General features: G+C 70.0%; 12 protein-coding genes. 6 read left to right on the top strand and 6 right to left on the bottom strand.

Annotation, left to right across the window (positions count from 1 at the left end):
* Positions 1 to 19 precede the first annotated feature (19 nt).
* From JHL17_RS01280 to JHL17_RS01270, 3 genes are all read right to left on the bottom strand, one after another.
* Positions 20 to 2,233, bottom strand: a complete 2,214-nt coding sequence (locus JHL17_RS01280; RefSeq protein WP_200190246.1) for a peptidase domain-containing ABC transporter — start codon at positions 2,231 to 2,233, stop codon at positions 20 to 22.
* Positions 2,234 to 2,236: 3 nt separating this feature from the next.
* A complete protein-coding gene (locus JHL17_RS01275; protein WP_200190245.1) occupies positions 2,237 to 2,656 on the bottom strand; it encodes a hypothetical protein in 420 nt (139 codons plus the stop codon).
* Between the two features lie 268 nt (positions 2,657 to 2,924).
* Positions 2,925 to 4,397 (bottom strand): mannose-1-phosphate guanylyltransferase/mannose-6-phosphate isomerase, encoded by a 1,473-nt coding sequence (locus tag JHL17_RS01270; protein WP_200190244.1) that lies wholly within the window; start codon positions 4,395 to 4,397, stop codon positions 2,925 to 2,927.
* An 830-nt stretch (positions 4,398 to 5,227) separates the two neighbouring features.
* Here JHL17_RS01270 and JHL17_RS01265 point away from each other — a divergent pair.
* On the top strand, positions 5,228 to 6,172 hold the full coding sequence (locus tag JHL17_RS01265) for a replication protein RepA (protein ID WP_200190243.1): 945 nt from the start codon (positions 5,228 to 5,230) through the stop codon (positions 6,170 to 6,172).
* A gap of 177 nt (positions 6,173 to 6,349) precedes the next feature.
* On the opposite strand, the gene JHL17_RS01260 is transcribed toward JHL17_RS01265, so the two are convergent.
* Positions 6,350 to 6,847, bottom strand: a complete 498-nt coding sequence (locus JHL17_RS01260) for a hypothetical protein (RefSeq protein WP_200190242.1) — start codon at positions 6,845 to 6,847, stop codon at positions 6,350 to 6,352.
* Entirely contained in the window at positions 6,844 to 8,694 is a 1,851-nt protein-coding gene (locus JHL17_RS01255; RefSeq protein ID WP_200190241.1) for an ABC transporter ATP-binding protein, read from the bottom strand. The genes JHL17_RS01260 and JHL17_RS01255 overlap by 4 nt, the downstream gene beginning before the upstream one ends.
* Positions 8,695 to 9,072: 378 nt before the next feature.
* Here JHL17_RS01255 and JHL17_RS01250 point away from each other — a divergent pair, with 378 nt between their 5' ends.
* Positions 9,073 to 9,576: a hypothetical protein gene (locus JHL17_RS01250; protein WP_200190240.1), complete on the top strand. Its 504-nt coding sequence runs from the start codon at positions 9,073 to 9,075 to the stop codon at positions 9,574 to 9,576.
* 39 nt (positions 9,577 to 9,615) lie between these two features.
* On the opposite strand, the gene JHL17_RS01245 is transcribed toward JHL17_RS01250, so the two are convergent.
* The gene (locus tag JHL17_RS01245; protein WP_200190239.1) at positions 9,616 to 10,296 is read right to left on the bottom strand and encodes an aspartyl/asparaginyl beta-hydroxylase domain-containing protein; all 681 of its coding nucleotides are present in this window, start codon (positions 10,294 to 10,296) and stop codon (positions 9,616 to 9,618) included.
* A 163-nt stretch (positions 10,297 to 10,459) separates the two neighbouring features.
* Here JHL17_RS01245 and JHL17_RS01240 point away from each other — a divergent pair, with 163 nt between their 5' ends.
* From JHL17_RS01240 to JHL17_RS01225, 4 genes are all read left to right on the top strand, one after another.
* A complete protein-coding gene (locus JHL17_RS01240; RefSeq protein ID WP_200190238.1) occupies positions 10,460 to 11,725 on the top strand; it encodes a glycosyltransferase family 4 protein in 1,266 nt (421 codons plus the stop codon).
* Positions 11,726 to 11,920: 195 nt separating this feature from the next.
* On the top strand, positions 11,921 to 13,018 hold the full coding sequence (pseB, locus tag JHL17_RS01235; protein WP_425599571.1) for a UDP-N-acetylglucosamine 4,6-dehydratase (inverting): 1,098 nt from the start codon (positions 11,921 to 11,923) through the stop codon (positions 13,016 to 13,018).
* Positions 13,015 to 14,265: an aminotransferase class I/II-fold pyridoxal phosphate-dependent enzyme gene (locus JHL17_RS01230; RefSeq protein WP_200190237.1), complete on the top strand. Its 1,251-nt coding sequence runs from the start codon at positions 13,015 to 13,017 to the stop codon at positions 14,263 to 14,265. Before pseB ends, JHL17_RS01230 begins: the two co-directional genes overlap by 4 nt.
* Positions 14,266 to 14,479: 214 nt before the next feature.
* Positions 14,480 to 16,000, top strand: a complete 1,521-nt coding sequence (locus tag JHL17_RS01225) for a flippase (protein ID WP_200190236.1) — start codon at positions 14,480 to 14,482, stop codon at positions 15,998 to 16,000.
* Positions 16,001 to 16,055 lie beyond the last annotated feature (55 nt).

The raw sequence follows: 16,055 nt of genomic DNA, 5'->3' as shown, positions 1-16,055 counted from the left end.
GCGTGCGTCGGGCATGGCTTCAGCGCCCCCGGTTCTGCTGCTGCCACAGATGCCGGTATTCGGCGCAGCGGTCGAGCAGGGTGAGGTGGGGGGCGAGGTCGAGCAGGCGACCCTGCTCCAGCACGGCGATGGTGTCGCAGCCGGTCAGGGTCGACAGCCGGTGGGTGACGATCAGCACGGTGCGGCCATGGGCGATGCGCCGCAAATTGGCCATGACGATGGCCTCGCTGTCGGGGTCGAGCGCGCTGGTCGCCTCATCCAGGATCAGCAGGCGCGGCTGGGGCAGCAGGGCGCGGGCGATGGCGATGCGCTGCTTCTGGCCGCCGGACAGGTTGCTCGCCCCCTCCTCCACCAGCGTGTCGTAGCCGTCGGGCAGGCGGTGGATGAACTCGTCGGCGCCGGCCAGCCGGGCGGCCTCGACGATCTCCTCGCGGCTGGCCTCGGGCATGGTCATGGCGATGTTGTCGCGGATGGTGCCGCGGAACAGGAAATTCTCCTGCAAGACCACGCCGATGGAACGGCGCAGATGGCCCAGATCCAGCTCGCGGATGTCGAGCCCGTCATAGCGGATGCTGCCCTCCTGCACCGGGTAGAATCCCTGGAGCAGCCGCATCAGCGTGCTCTTGCCCGACCCGCTGCGCCCGACCAGCCCGACGACCGATCCGGCCGGCACGGTCAGGGTGACGCCGTCGAGCGCCGACGGCCGGTTGCGGTCGTAGCGGAAGCCGAGATCCTCGATCTCGATGCGGCCGATCAGGGCGGGGCAGGCGCCGCTGCCCTCGCGCCGGGGCTCGGCCGGGTGGTTCATCACCTCGCCCAGCATGCGGACGGAGAGCGCGGTCTCCTGGTACTGGTGGATCAGCGAGACGATCTGGACCAGCGGCGTCACCACCCGGCCCGACAGCATCTGGAAGGCGATCAGCGCGCCGACCGACAGCTGGCGGTCGAAGACGTCGAAGGCGCCGACGGCGACCACCGCCACCATCATCGCCTTCTCCAGGAACTCGGTCACCGTGCGGGCGGCGATGGAGATGCGGCCGACCCGGTAATGGCTGGTCACCGCGCGGGCCGCCTTGCGGTCCCAAGCCCGGCGCTGCTGCGGCTCGAGCGCCGAGGACTTGACGGTGCGCATGCCGTGGATGGTCTCCACCAGCATGGCCTGCCGCTCGGCGTCGGCGTTGTAGAGCTCGCCGAGCCGGCTGCGGTAGACCGGCACCAGGGCGACCACCACCCCGGCGATCAGGGCTGCGAACAGCAGAGCGACCAGCGTCAGCTTGACCGAATAGAAGAACAGCACCGGCAGGAAGACCAGCAGCACCAGGCTGTCCAGCACGGTGGAGAGCAGGTTGCCGGTCAGGAACTCGCGGATGCGCTCCACCTGCTGCATGTGGCGCACGGTGACGCCGGCCGAATGCCCGTCGAAGAAGGTGATGGGCAGGTCGAGCAGATGGCCGAAGGTGCGGTTCAGCAGGCGGATGTCGATGCGGTTGGCCGCCGCCAGCAGGATGAACTGGCGCAGGAAGCGGAAGGCCGCCTCGAACAGCAGGGCGGCTAGCACCCCGATGGTCAGCACCTGCAGGGTGGCGACCGTCTCGTTCACCAGCACCTTGTCGATCACGATCTGGAAATAGACCGGGACGGCGAGCGCGAGGGCATGCAGGACCAGCGCCGCCGCCACCACGTCGCGGAAGGCGGATTTCTGGCGCAGAATCTCCGGCACGAACCAGCGCAGGCCGAAGGGCTGCCGCGGATCGGCCAGGCCGCGGCGCGGCTTGAGGAAGACCAGCTCGCCGTCCCAGCGCTCCAGGAAGCGGTCGCGCGGCACGTCGATGACGTCCAGCCGGTCGGCCAGCGGGTCGACGACGCCGACCACCGGCTCCTCGGCGGGCTCCTCGGCGGAGTTCACAGGACGCGACAGCCCGACCAGGATGACGGTGTTGCCGTTGGCCAGACGCGCCAGCAGCGGGAAGACGGGGGGAAGGGCCTGCAAGGCTTTCCAGTCCAGCCGGCGGGCGATCGCCTTGAAGCCGGCGGCGGCGGCGATGCGCAGCAGGTCGGCGGTGGAGGGCTCGCCGCGGCCGGGAGCAACGCGGGCGCGCAGGGCCGCCGGCGAGGCCGACAGGCCGTGATGACGCGCCACCAGCGTCAGGCAACGCAGAGCGGTGCTCTCGTCCGGGTCGGAGCCGGGTGCGGCGTCCGACGGCGGCGCGACGGTCGTGCTGGCGTCCGGCATCGGTCAGCCGAAATTCGGCGAGCGGGGCCGTCCAGGCTGGGTGGCCGGAGTCGTGGGGGAAGGGGAAGCGGGCTGGATCGTCGCCTGCACCGGGTTTTGGAAGGCCGGAGCGGAAGGAGGAGCGTGAGAGGGAGCAGGAGCCGGCACGACGCCGGGATTCGGCGGCAAATTCGGCGGCAGCACGCCGGCGGCCTCCAGCCGCTGGCGCATGCCCTCCAGGGCGGAGAGGCTGGCGAGGAAGCCCGGCAGGCTCATCACCACCCGCTGGCGGATGGCGGGCAGCGGCTGGCCGTTGTCGTCCTTGCGCAGGGCCGACAGGCTGAACAGGTCGATGCGGACCATGCCGTTGCCGAAGCCGATGTCGAAGACCCCGTCGGCATAGAGTTCGGGGATGCGGTCGTCCGGCGGCGGATCGATGGTCATGATGGTCCCGGCAGCAGAAGGCGGGGCGCCGCTGCGGCACCCTCGCGCCTTCGTTGTACCGGAAGGCGGCGACCCGGACCAAGCTGCCAATCCCCGCAGCCGCAAAGAGACACAGGCGACGCCTCCGCTTGCGCGGAGGCGCTTGTCCGTCTACCTCGATCGCCGGCGAGGCCGTCCGGCCCCTTTTCCATCGCGGGCCTGTGCCCGCGGGGCCGCAGCCGCGGCCCTCCGGCGGCATCGCTGTGCCGCCGGGTTCGCGGTCGACCGCTCAGTTGCGGCCGTAGACGTCCTCGAGCCGGACGATGTCGTCCTCGCCCAGATAGGAGCCGGACTGCACCTCGATGATGGTCAGCGGCACCTTGCCGGGGTTCTCCAGCCGGTGGACCGTGCCGATCGGGATGTAGACCGACTGGTTCTCGTAGACCATCAGCTGCTCCTCGCCGCGGGTGACCAGCGCCGTGCCGTTGACCACCACCCAGTGCTCGGCGCGGTGATGGTGCTTCTGCAGGGACAGGCGCGAGCCGGGGGCGATGGTCAGGCTCTTCACCTGGAAGCGGTCGCCGGTGTGCAGCGACTGGTAGGAGCCCCAGGGGCGGTGGACCCGGCGGTGGCTGACCGACTCGCTGCGCCCTTCCGCTTTCAGCCGGTCGACGATGCGCTTGACGTCCTGCGCCTGGGAGCGGTCGGCGACCAGCACGGCGTCGTCCACCACGACGACAACGGCGTTCTCCACCCCGACCACGGCGGTCAGGTGGTTGTCGCTGCGGACGTAGCAGTCGCGCGCCCCTTCCAGCAGCACGTCGCCGACGACGACGTTGCCCTCGCCGTCCTTGGTGCCGACGTCCCACAGCGCCGACCAGGCGCCGACGTCGGTCCAGCCGATCTCGCAGGGGACGACGGCGGCGCGGTCGGTGCGCTCCATCACCGCATAGTCGATGGAGATGCCGGGCGCCCTGGCGAAGGCGGCGGCGTCGAGACGGAAGAAGTCGAGGTCCTTCGACCCCTGGTCCAGCGCCTCGCGGCAGGCCGCCAGCACCGCCGGGGCATGGCGCTCCAGCTCGGCCAGCAGGCGGCCGGCCGGGAACAGGAACATGCCGCTGTTCCAGGCATAGGTGCCCTCGGCGAGGTAGCGCTCGGCCACCTCCAGCGACGGCTTCTCGACGAAGGCGGCGACGTTGTAGGCGCCATCGGCCTCGTCCATCGAATGGCCGCGGCGGATATAGCCGTAGCCGGTCTCCGGCCGGGTCGGGGTGATGCCGAAGGTGACGAGGCGGCCGGCCTCGGCGGCGCGGGCGGCGATGGCGACGGCGCGGCGGAAGGCCTCGGCGTCGCGGATCTCGTGGTCGGCCGGCAGGATCAGCAGCAGCGCGTCCGGATCCTCGGCCGCGACCGCGAGGGCGGCGAGCGCGCAGGCGGCGGCGGTGTTGCGGCCGGCCGGCTCCAGAATGATGCCGCGGGGGGTGCAGCGCGACTGGCGCAGCTGCTCGGCGGCGAGGAAGCGGTGTTCCTGGTTGCAGATCACCAGGGGGGCCGAGAAGACGGCCTCGGCGGCGACCCCGGCGGCAGTCCCGGAACCGGGTTGGGCGCTGACCCGCAGCGCCGTGTCCTGCAGCATCGTCCGGTCGGAGCAGAGCGGCAGGAACTGCTTGGGATACAGTTCGCGTGACAAGGGCCACAAGCGGGACCCCGTACCGCCGGACAGCAGCACCGGGACGATCTTCTGCGCGGAATTGCCGTTCATCCTGACGCCATCTGTTGTGGGAGCATATGGTCGAACGCCGGAAAGCAAAGGTCCAAGCCGGAGGCCGAAACCGGGGCCGAAACCAATGGCCGACGCCATGGCGGTTCGTTATAGACCGCGTTTTCTACGCTTCACAAGCACCCCTCCGAGACCCACCCGACCGGAGCGCCTCTTATGGAAGGGGGACGGACGGGAGGCGGGAGGAAGCCCGGGAGGGGCGAGACAAGACTCCAAACCGGTCCCGGCCGGACCGCTCCCGGCCCCGGCCCCGAACGATGCGGGGCGGGGACAAAAGCCAAAGCGGCGACAGGGCGGAAACCAGGACCGCGGCCAGGATTGAGGTTGGAGTCTTGTCGCGCCCCCCCACCTCCAAGGCCGGATCCGGGAGCGGCGGCACCGCTTCCGCGGCGCCACGGGAGCGATCGGGCGGGAGGGGGCGCGACAGAACTCCAAACTCCGACACGGATCCGGCAGGCAAAAGGGATGACTCGGCCGTAACCGGGGGGACGAGTCGCCACTGATCCGCTTCTGCGACTCGGAAAAAAGCGAATCGGAGGCGATTCGCGACCGAATCGAAATGTCCTGCCTGGAGTCTTGTCGCGTCGGCCGAAAAATCCACAGGCAATCGGGACTATCCGCTGGAGTCTTGTCGCGGGAGTTCTGGAGTTTTGTCGCGCGACTCGCGATTCTCTACTGGAGTCTTGTCGCGCAAACTATTAACTGAATCAAATAACCGTACAAATAGTTTGAGCGACAAGACTCCAAATTGCTGGGGGCCGACCGGCCGTGATATAGCGTTTTCCGCAAAGTCGTGCCAAGGTCAGCTCGCTATGGGACAGATACACACCCTGATCACCCAGCTTGGACGCGACCAAGCGAAGGCGCTGCAAACCGATCCGGATCAGCGTTCGCTAGTCGATGTCGCCGCTGCCGTCCTCGAAGAGGAGCGGCAGGAGCTTGGCATCACCTATTCGGGTTTTGCACTGACGGCTCTTCCGCATCGTCGTCTTCCCGACGACCAGCCGTGGGAGCGTCGCGGACATAAGATCCGCTTGCTGATCGAGCCTGGACGACTGCCGATCCGCAACGGCGGCTTCAAGCTTTACGGCGTTCCGTACGGCAGCCGCGCGCGCATGATCCTGCTGTATCTGCAGACCCGGGCGATCCAGACCGACAGCCGGGAGGTCGAGCTGGGCCGCAGCATGCACGAATGGCTGGACCGCATGGGCCTGTCGGTGGGCGGCCAGACCTATCGCGACATCCGCGAGCAGGCCTCGCGCATCGCCGCCTGCAACCTGACCTTCGCCTGGGAGGACGCCCACAGCATCGGCTTCGAAAAGGGCTCGATCGTCAAGGGCGGCATCCATTTCTCGGCCAATGCCGGGGCGGAGCCCGGCCAAGGATCCCTGTGGGAGGACCGCGTCCTGCTGTCCGAAGCCTTCTTCCGCGAGCTGAAGGCCCATCCGGTACCGATCTGGGAGCCGGCGCTGCGCCACATCCAGAACAACAGCACCAGCATCGACATCTATATCTGGCTGGCCTACCGGCTGCACAGCCTGAACCGCTCCACCCCCATCACCTGGCCGGCGGTGTTCGAGCAATTCGGTGCCGGCTACAGCCGCCTGCGCGATTTCCGCAAACGCTTCATCGAGGCGCTCCAACTGGCGCTCGCCGTCTATCCCGACGCCCGGGTGGATGTGGAAGAGCAAGGGCTGATGCTGCACCCCTCGCTGCCACCGATCCCGGAGCGCAAGTTCGCACAGCTTTGCCGGTGACGGCGGAGCCTGCGCCCTGCCTGTTCGATAGCCATCCCCGCGAAGGCGGGGATCCGGGCCTCCAATCCGAATAATTGACCTGACTGGATTCCCCCTTCGCGGGGACGGCGGCTTGTGAAAATTCAAGCCTGCGCTGCCGCTTCCTCCCCCCTGCGACAAGACTCCAAACCCCGCCGTTCAGGGATTGGTCCGCAATGCCGCGGCCAACGGGGCGAGCAGACGGCGAAGAGCCGAATCCAGCAGGCTTTCTTCCAGGCTGCCGGACAGGGTCAGGGCCTGGGGCGGCGTCATGAAGAAGGGCGGGCCGCTGCCGGATCCGCTGCGCTGAAGCGTGGCGGCAAAGGCCAGGAGCCGCCCGTCCTTGCCCTCCGGCCGCAGGGTGGCATGGACCAGCACCAGCAGCGTGCCGGGGGCGGCGATGCGGACATCGTTGGGGGCGAGGACCGCGACCGCCGGACCGGAGGTCAGCAGCCCCGACAGCACCACCGCGGCGCGGCCGCACAGCGTGTCATCCCCGATGTCGGCGGCCGGTCCGCCTTCGGCATCCACCGCGCAGAGCAGGCCGACGCGCTCGACCTGTTGGAAGAAGGGCAGGGGCGACATAGCGGCGGCCTCCGTGACGTGGGTGAACAGGCGGGCGGCGAGCAGCAGCGCCAAGTGGCTCCATCGTCTCATCGCACCTCCTCGGTGTCGGAAACCGCTCCGGCATCGTCGGGCAGAAAGCCGCCGACCTGACGGCGCCACAGCCGGGCATAGGGGCCATCGCGGCGCAGCAGGGTGGCGTGGTCGCCGTCCTCCAGGATGCGGCCCTTCTCCATATAAAGGATGCGGTCCATACCGGTGACGGTCGACAGCCGGTGGGCGATGGCGATCACCGTGCGGCCTTCGAACAGGCCGAGAAGTGCGTCCTGGATCAGGTGCTCCGTCTCGGAATCCAGCGAGGAGGTCGCCTCGTCCAGCACCAGCACCGGCGCGTCCTTCAGGAAGGCGCGGGCGATGGCGACCCGCTGGCGCTCGCCGCCCGACAGCTGGAGGCCGCGCTCCCCCACCACGGTGTCGTAGCCGGCGGCGCGGCCGTCGATGAAGCGGTCGCAATGGGCACGGGCGGCGGCGGCGCGGATCGCGTCGTCGCCGGCTCCCTCGCTGCCATAGGCGATGTTGTCGCGGATGGAGCGGTGGAACAGGCTGGGCAGCTGCGGCACCTCGGCCACCGCGCGGTTGAGCGAGGCGAGACTGACCGTGGCGATGTCCTGGCCGTCGATCAGGATGCGGCCATCCTCTACGGGGAACTGCCGGCGCAGCAGCCGGACCAGCGTGCTCTTGCCCGCCCCCGACGGGCCGACCAGCGCCACCCGCTCGCCCGGCCGGATGGCGAAGGACAGGCCGTCGAAGACGGCCCCGTTCCCGGGATGGGCGAAGCGGACCTCCTCGAAGCGGATGGCGCCCTCGCTGACGGTCAGGTTGGGGCGGCCGGGCGGGTCCGGGATCTCGTGCGGGCGGACGATCAGTTCCAGCGCGCCCGACAGGATGCCGAGTTGTTCGAAGAAGCCCAGCATGCGCGTCGACAGGCCCCAGACATTGGTGCCGACGATGCTGGCCAGCGAGAAGATCATGGCGAAGTCGCCGACGCTCATCCGCCCGGCCATCGCCTCCGACACGGCGATGCCGATCAGGGTGATCTGGAAGACCAGCAGGGCGTTGAACAGCCAGAACCACATCTTGGTCAGGAACCAGCGCAGTTCCTTCGACCGGGCGATCTCGCCGGTCAGCGCGTCGGACAGGCCGGCCAGCTCCTGGCGGCGGCGGGCGAAGGCGCGCACCAGCTCGGCGTTGGCGATGATGTCGACCATGCGGCCGGTGGTCGACGACACCTCCTCGGAGAAGGCGTGGGACAGCCGCAGGCAGCGTCTCGCCAGCAGGGCCGACAGGGTCAGGTGCGCCGCGGTCCAGCCGACCAGCAGGCCGGCGAACAGCGTCTGGGCCGAAGCCAGCAAGGTCAGGCCGATGGTGAGGATGACGACGATGCGGATGATGTCGTTGGTCAGGATTTCCAGGATCTGGATGGCGCTCTGCCCGGCCTGCTTGACCTTCTGGCCCAGGTTGCCGGCGAAATTGTCCTGGAAGTAGCGCGGCGAATGGTCGATCAGGTGGTCGAACAGCCGGACCTGGATGGCATGGCGCAGCGCCGGCGAGGTGTGGAGGTCCACCAGCTCGCGTAGGCGGTTGAACAGGGCGGACGCGATCCACAGCCCGCCCAGCAGCAGGAACCAGTGCATCACCTCGGCCGTCCAGCCCGCTGCGCCGGCGGGTGTCCCGGAGGGCTGCTGTCCCGACAGCCCCGCAAGCGCGTCGACCAGCCCGCGCATCGCCACCGGCTCCAGCCCCATCAGCCCGATCCCGCCGGCGGCGGCAAGGTTCAGCAGGATGGCGCGGCCGAGGAAGCCGTCGCGCACGAACATCCACAGGAAGCGCCAGGGCGAGGACGGCAGGGGCGAGGAGTGAAAGGATGGGGAAGAGGGCAAGGGGCGTCGGCGCTCCGTCGCGCGATGGGCCAGCGTAGCCGGCGGGCGGACACCTTATAGGCGCAAGGCGGCGGGGGCGGAACGGCTCCTTCCGGCTACAGGGCCGGGGTACAGCCCGGCGCAGGCCCCCTCCGGACGGAGCCGTTCCCAACCCGCAGCTATGCCGTTGGGGCGGGTTGCCGGATTTGCGCGTTGACGGTGGAATGGAAACCCTCGATCGCCTCAAGGCCCTGCAAGCGATGCTCTGTGAGGCGCTGGAAAGAAGGCGCCGCCTTCTGGACCAAAGCCACGAACGCCTGCGCCTGGCCGAAAGGACGCTGGTTGCGTCCCATCGCCTTATGGAGGGCCCGATGGAAGGCCCGATGGAGGGAAAGCACGATGACCCGCCCGCACCTCCCCCTGGATCAGCCTCTCCCCGATCCTTCCGAGGACCGGCGCGCTGATGCCGAAGACTGGCGGCGGCGCAGCGAGGCGCGCCGCAACAGGAACGAGGAGGCCCGCCACGCCGCCGAACTGAGGCGCGAGCAGGCCGAAGGGGATCGCAGCGCGGCATCCGGGCTCCAGGCCGAGGCGGAGGATAACCGCCTGATGGCCGAGGAGGGACGGATCACGGGCGAGACGCAACGGCAGGAGTCCGAGGAAGGACGGATCGAGGACGAGGAGCGACGCCGGTCGGGGGAGCAGGCGAGAGGCGCGGCGGAAGAGGCGCGCCAGGCCGAAGAGCGGATGCGACGGTTCCACGAGGAGGCCCGCCTGTCCGCCGAGCAGGCGCGGCTCTATGCCGAGCAGGCGCGGGTGGCTGCCGACGAGCAGCGCCAAATCCTGGAGGAGATGCGCGAAACCGTCCGGCGCTATGAAGCCCTGCTGGCCCGCAACGGGTAAGGGCATGCCTTTGTCCCGCGCCTGCCGGGTTTCGAAGCTTCAGGCTTTCAGGCCGGCTCCCTCGTCCCGGTTCGCCAGGAAGCTGTTGACCGCCCGCTCCGCCAATGCCGAGCGGAGCGCCGGTCGGTCGTACAGCGCCATCGGGACGAGGGAGCGGGCGCGGTCGTCGCTGGCCACGTCGACCAGCAGGGCGATCCGCTGTTCGCTGGGCGCGTTCTCCACCTGGTGGGGGAAGGTGAAGTCGGCGGCCCATGGCATGCCGGCCGGATAGGCGGCAGGGCTGTCGCCGATCCAGGTCACCGCGGCGGGCGGAGCGATGACCGGCACGATCAGCCGGGCTTCGGGCCGGTGCAGGCCGGCGCTGTCGTAATGCCAGCGGAGCAGGCCGCCGGGTTCCTGCCGGTGGACGTAGCAGGACAGGATGCGGCAACCCAGCCCTTCCAGCAGGATGCGGACGCTCGGCATCAGGTCGAGCGCCGGGGTCGGCCGGCCGGTGATGCGGAGGCCGTCGGGGCCGAGCCCCTCCTGGATCAGGGTGATCGACGACCAGCTGCCGTCGCCCGCCATGAACATGCGGCCCTCATTCCCCGTCGCAGCGTCGAGGGCCGCGAACTCGCGCTCAAGCAGAATAGGGTCGGCGCGGACGGTCAGGGGAGCGTGCAGCATCAGGCCGCTGCCGATGGTGACCTGCTGCCAGGGATGGAGGAGCCGGGGCTGCATGGCTGGGCGGGGTATTCGGTTGTGATCGCTTCCCGTTGTTAAACTTTTCCGCAAGCATATGCCAGCCTGTCGCCTCGACCATCCACGGTCTTATCCATCGACAGCGCTGCCGGATGGTTGCAGGCTGTCGCCCCGTTCTCCGGTTTCCGAGCCCTGTCCTTCCATGCGGATCCTGTTCGTCCACCAGAATACCCCCGGCCAGTACAAGCATCTCGTCCGCCATTTCGCGGCCGATCCGGCCCATCAGGTCGCCTTCATCGGCAAGACCAAGCGCGAGCTGCCGGGCGTGCGCATGGCGCTCTACCGGCCAACGCGCGAGCCGGGGGAGGGCACCCATCCCTATATCCGCCTGTTCGAGGGGCAGGTCCTGCACGGGCAGGGCGCGGTGCGCGCCGGGCTGGCCCTGCAGAAGGGGGGCTTCACCCCCGACGTGATCTGCGCCCATCCCGGCTGGGGCGAGGCCCTGTTCCTGAAGGACCTGTTCCCGGACGCCCGGCTGCTGCTCTATTGCGAGTTCTTCTATCGGGCGGACGGGTCGGACGTCGGCTTCGACCCGGAGCGCCCGGTGACGCTGGAGACGCGCTGCCGCATCCGCACCAAGAACGCCTCCCTGCTGGCCGGGCTGGAAGCGATGGACTGGGGCGTCAGCCCGACCGGATGGCAGCGGCGCCAGCATCCCGAGCCGTTCCGTCCGCGCATCTCGGTGATCCATGACGGGGTGGACACCGCGCTCTGCCGGCCGGATCCGGCTGCCGCCGTCACCCTGCCCGACGGCCGCGTCCTGACCCGTGGCGACGAGGTGGTGACCTATGTCGCCCGCAACCTGGAGCCCTACCGCGGCTTTCCCACCTTCATGCGGGCGGCGGCGGAGCTGCTGCGGCGCCGGCCCGGCCTGCACATCCTGATGGTGGGCGGCGACGAGGTCAGCTACGGCGCCCCGCCCGAGGGCGGCGGCACCTGGCGCGAGGCGATGTGGCGGGAGACGATGCTGGACGCCGCCGGCGCGCCCAGGCCGGAAGCGGCGCGGCTGCATGTGCTGGGCAAGCTGCCCTATGAGCAGTACCTGTCGGTGCTGCGGGTCTCGCGCGCCCACATCTACCTGACCTTCCCCTTCGTCCTGTCCTGGTCGATGCTGGAGGCGATGGCCTGCGGCGCCGTCATCGTCGGGTCCGACACGCCACCGGTCGCCGAGGTGATCGAGGACGGGGTGAACGGGCTGCTGACGGGATTCTTCGATCCGATTGCGCTCGCTGACCGGGTGGAGACGGCCCTGGACGATCCGGAGCTGCGCGCCGTCCTGTCGGAGGCCGCCCGGCGGACGGCGATGGAGCGCTTCGACCTCGCCACCGTCTGCCTGCCGGCGCAGATCCGCCTGCTGGAGGAGGTGCAGGCCGGGCGGTTGCCGCCTGCCCCCGCGTCCTCCCGCTGACTCCCCGCGGCTTTGCGCCGGCCGCCACGGATCTTGCGCCGAAGGGCGGAGTGAATTAACCCGATTGTCAGAAAGCACCGGTTACGGTCGGGGTTCATGTCGATCCCGATGCCGCGCCCATCCTCGATCATCCGGTCGGCGGGGCGTATGGCCCGGCGGCTTCGAGCGATGCGGCTTCAATGGGACGGAACCGGCGTGACGATACACTCCAGCAAGGCGGGCGGACCCAAGCCAGGGACTGCGGCGGATGGATCCGAGGAGTCCGCCCTGTCCGGCACCGGGCTTGAGGCGGGGCTGCGCATGCTGGACGGCCGGTCGATCCTGGTGACCGGGGGCACCGGCTCCTTCGGGCGCCGCTTCGTCGAGACGGTGATGCGGCATGCCAGGCCGCGCCGGGTCATCATCTTCTCCCGTGACGAGTTCAAGCAATACGAGATGCAGCAGCGCATGCCGGCGGAGTGGGCGCCGACGTTGCGCTACTTCATCGGCGACGTGCGCGACCGCGAGCGGCTGAACCTGGCGATGCGCGAGGTCGATTTCTGCGTCCATGCCGCGGCGCTGAAGCATGTGCCGGCCGCCGAATACAACCCGATGGAATGCATCCACACCAACGTCTACGGGGCGGAGAACGTGGTGCGGGCGGCGCTGTCGGCGGGGGTGCGGCGTGTCGTCGCGCTGTCGACCGACAAGGCGGCCAACCCGATCAACCTCTACGGCGCCAGCAAGCTGGCGTCGGACAAGATCTTCATCGCCGCCAACAACCTGTCGGGCGCGCTCGACACCCGCTTCGCGGTGGTGCGCTACGGCAACGTGGTGGGATCGCGCGGCAGCGTCGTTCCGCTGTTCCGCAAGATGGTCGCCGAGGGCGCCGACCATCTGCCGGTCACCGACGAGCGGATGACCCGCTTCTGGATCACGCTGCAGCATGGCGTCGATTTCGTGCTGTCCTGCTTCGCCATGATGCAGGGCGGCGAGATCTTCGTGCCGAAGATCCCCAGCATGCGCATCGCCGATCTCGCCCGCGCCATGGCGCCGGAGCTTCCCCAGAAGATCGTCGGCATCCGGCCGGGCGAGAAGCTGCACGAGGTGATGATCACCGAGGACGATTCCCGCCAGACCTACGAGCTGACCGACCGCTACGTCATCGAGCCGGCCTTCGCCTTCTGGCAGCACGCGCCGTACGAGCGTCTGAACGCCCGCCCGGTGGCCGACGGCTTCCGCTATGCCAGCGACGGCAACGACGACTGGCTGGACGGCGAGCGGCTGCGTGCCCTGCTGGCCGAAACCCCGTGAAGACGGGCCTGCCCTTCCTTCCCTACGGCCGCCAGTCGGTGGAGGAGGAGGACGTCGCCGCGGTGGCGGCGGTGCTGCGCGGCGACTGGCTGACCCAGGGGCCGGCGGTCGCCGCCTTCGAGCGGGCGTTGGCCGGGCGAGTCGGGGCGGTGGACGCGGTGGCCTGCGCCAACGGCACCGCGGCGCTGCGGCTGGCCTATGCCGCACTCGGCATCGGGCCGGGCGACGCGGTGGTGGTGCCGGCCAACACCTTCCTCGCCACCGCATCCGCCGCCCGCCATGCCGGTGCCGAGGTCGCCTTCGCCGACGTCGATCCCGACAGCGGCCTGATGGGCGTGGCCGAGGCCGAGGCCGCCCTCGCCCGCGCGGCCAAGGCCGGCTGGCGCGTGCGTGCACTCGCTCCCGTCCATTATGCCGGGCAGACGGCGCCGATGACCGCGCTCGCCGCCCTCGCCCGGGCGGAGGGGCTGGCGCTGGTCGAGGATGCCTGCCACGCCATCGGCACGGCCGACCTGCCGGGCGGGGATCTGCCGGGAGGCCGGGAAATCCCGGTCGGCGGTGGGCGCCCGGACGTGGCAGCGGGCTCGCTCACGGTCTTCTCCTTCCATCCGGTCAAGACCATCGCGGCCGGGGAGGGTGGGGCGGTCACCGGCGACGACCCGGCGCTGATGGCGCGGGTGCGGCGCCTGTGCAACCACGGCATGATGCGCGATCCTGAGAAGGGGGAAGAGTTCGCCGATCCCGACGCGGCACTGGATGCCGAGGGAAAGCCCAACCCCTGGTACTACGAGATGGCGGAGCCGGGCTTCAACCATCGCCTGTCCGACATCCATGCGGCGTTGGCGCTGAGCCAGCTCGGCCGGCTCGACCATTACATCGGGCGACGGGCCCGGCTGATGGCGCTCTACGCCGAGCGGCTGGCGCCGCTGGCCCCGCTGGTGCGGCCGCCGGCCCTGGTGCCCTGGTGCCGGCCGGCCTGGCACCTGTGCGCCGCGCGCATCGACTTCGATGCCGCGGGACGGAGCCGTTCGGCCGTGATGGCGGCCCTGCGTGCCCTGGGGCTCGGCACCCAGGTGCACTATATCCCGGTTCATCGCCAACCCTACTGGCGCCGCCGCTACGGCGACCTCGCCCTGCCCGGCGCCATGGGCCATTATGCCCACACGCTGTCGCTGCCGCTGTTCCCGGCCATGGCCGACGGCGACGTGGACCGGGTCGCCGCGGCGCTGGAGCGGGTCCTGTCCTGATGGGTATCCCCGGGGGTCTATCCGGGAAGCCTGGGGGACTTCAGGTTCCGACCGTTTCGCCCAAGCGATTCCGTTAGCGTTTTGGAGAGGATGGACCGATAACAATGGCATCGTCAGGACGGCATAGTCCTAGGTCCAACGGCTGGAGCCGCAGGGCCGGGGCCGGGTCATCCCGAACGCCGCTCCACAGTGTTCCGCCTACGGATCTCCGAATTTGCTTCGCAACACGCTCTGGAATCTGCTCGGCGAGGGGCTGCCCATGGCGGCGGCCCTGCTGTCGATTCCGTGGCTCATCTCCGCCGTCGGGATGGAGCGCTTCGGCGCTCTGACCCTGATCTGGGCTCTGCTCGGCTATCTGGGCGTGCTCGACCTCGGGCTGGGACGGTCGCTGGTGCAGGTCGTCGCCGACCGGATCGGCCATGCGGAGGGGGCGGAGCCCGCGAACGGCTCCGCCAACGAGGCGGGCATCGCCGGACCGGCCATCGCCCTGATGGGGGGGATCGGCATCCTGACCGGCGGGGCGGTGGCGCTGGGCGCCGGGCTGCTGGCCGACCGCTTCCAACTGGAGACCGGCACCTCGCCGGGGGAAATCCAGGCCAGCCTGCTGGTGGCCGCCGCCATCGTGCCGATCGCGCTGGTCTCCGCCGGCCTGCGCGGCGTGCTGGAGGCGCACCAGCGCTTCCGCCCGATCAGCCTGGTGCGGATGACGGTGGGGGTGCTGAACTATCTGAGCCCGCTCTTCGTGCTGCCCTTCAGCCAGAGCCTGGTGCCGGTGATCGCCGCCATCGCCGTCGGGCGCTTCATCGGGCTGGTCGGCTACGGCGTCCTGGCGGTGCGGCAGGTACCGGATCTGCTGCGCCCCGGCCGCTGGGGCCGTCCCGCCTTACGCGGGCTGTTCACCATGAGCGCCTGGATGATGCTGAACAATCTGGTCGGCCCGGCGATGCTCTATGCCGACCGCTTCATCCTGCTCAGCCTGGTTCCGGCGGCGATGGTCGCCTTCTACACCACCCCGTTCGAGCTGCTGTCGCGGCTGATGGTGATCCCCGGCGCCCTGTCGCTGGCGCTGTTCCCGCTGGCCTCCAGCCTGTTCCGGCGCGATCCGCCGGCGCTGGGCCGCATCCTCGACGCCGGCGGCCACCTGACGCTGGCGGTCTTCCTGGCGATGCAGGCCGCCACCATCGTCGGCGGCGAGACGGCGCTGGAGCTGTGGCTGGGCCCGGCCTTCGCCGCCAACAGCGCGTCGGTCCTGTCGATCCTGATGCTGGGCGTCTTCTTCAACGCCACCGCCTATGTGCCCAACACCCTGATCCAGAGCGTCGGCCGCGTCGACGTGACCGCCCGGCTGCAGCTGGCCGAGCTGCCGGTCTATCTGGGCGTGCTCTGGCTGCTGGCCGAGCGCTACGGCGCCGTCGGCGCCGCCATGGCCTGGAGCCTGCGCACCGCGGTCGATTGCGGGCTTCTACTGGTCCTGCTGCCGCGGCTGGCGCCCGGCACCGGGGCGGTGGCGCTGACCATCGGCCTGCGCGCCCTGCTGGCCGGGGCGGCCGGGCTGGCCGGGCTGCTGGTCGGCGGGCCGGTGGGCGCGGCGATCAGCCTGACCGGCCTGCTGGCGGTCGGGCTGGGGGTGGCCGGCCGGCTGCTGCGCACCCGGTCCTGGGAGAAGCTGGCGGCGCCGTTGCGCAAGGGCCGTCCGGCAAGGCTGATCGACGGAACGGCGGCAGACGGCCCCTAGAGGCTGTTAGGGACTTGTAGGATGGCGACAGCTTTTCCGAGCATGAGACAGGCGA

It is taken from the genome of Azospirillum endophyticum (assembly GCF_016595245.1).
Taxonomy (GTDB): Bacteria; Pseudomonadota; Alphaproteobacteria; order Azospirillales; family Azospirillaceae; genus Azospirillum; species Azospirillum endophyticum.
The sequence above is the reverse complement of the archived record's forward strand: the minus strand, read 5'-3'. Positions and strand labels throughout refer to the sequence as shown.

Bases quoted from the DNA above. Each gene is read 5' to 3' on its own strand.
- JHL17_RS01280 (WP_200190246.1), bottom strand. From the start codon at position 2,233: ATGCCGGACGCCAGCACGACCGTCGCGCCGCCGTCGGACGCCGCACCC.
- JHL17_RS01275 (WP_200190245.1), bottom strand. From the start codon at position 2,656: ATGACCATCGATCCGCCGCCGGACGACCGCATCCCCGAACTCTATGCC.
- JHL17_RS01270 (WP_200190244.1), bottom strand. From the start codon at position 4,397: ATGAACGGCAATTCCGCGCAGAAGATCGTCCCGGTGCTGCTGTCCGGC.
- JHL17_RS01265 (WP_200190243.1), top strand. From the start codon at position 5,228: ATGGGACAGATACACACCCTGATCACCCAGCTTGGACGCGACCAAGCG.
- JHL17_RS01260 (WP_200190242.1), bottom strand. From the start codon at position 6,847: ATGAGACGATGGAGCCACTTGGCGCTGCTGCTCGCCGCCCGCCTGTTC.
- JHL17_RS01250 (WP_200190240.1), top strand. From the start codon at position 9,073: ATGACCCGCCCGCACCTCCCCCTGGATCAGCCTCTCCCCGATCCTTCC.
- JHL17_RS01245 (WP_200190239.1), bottom strand. From the start codon at position 10,296: ATGCAGCCCCGGCTCCTCCATCCCTGGCAGCAGGTCACCATCGGCAGC.
- JHL17_RS01240 (WP_200190238.1), top strand. From the start codon at position 10,460: ATGCGGATCCTGTTCGTCCACCAGAATACCCCCGGCCAGTACAAGCAT.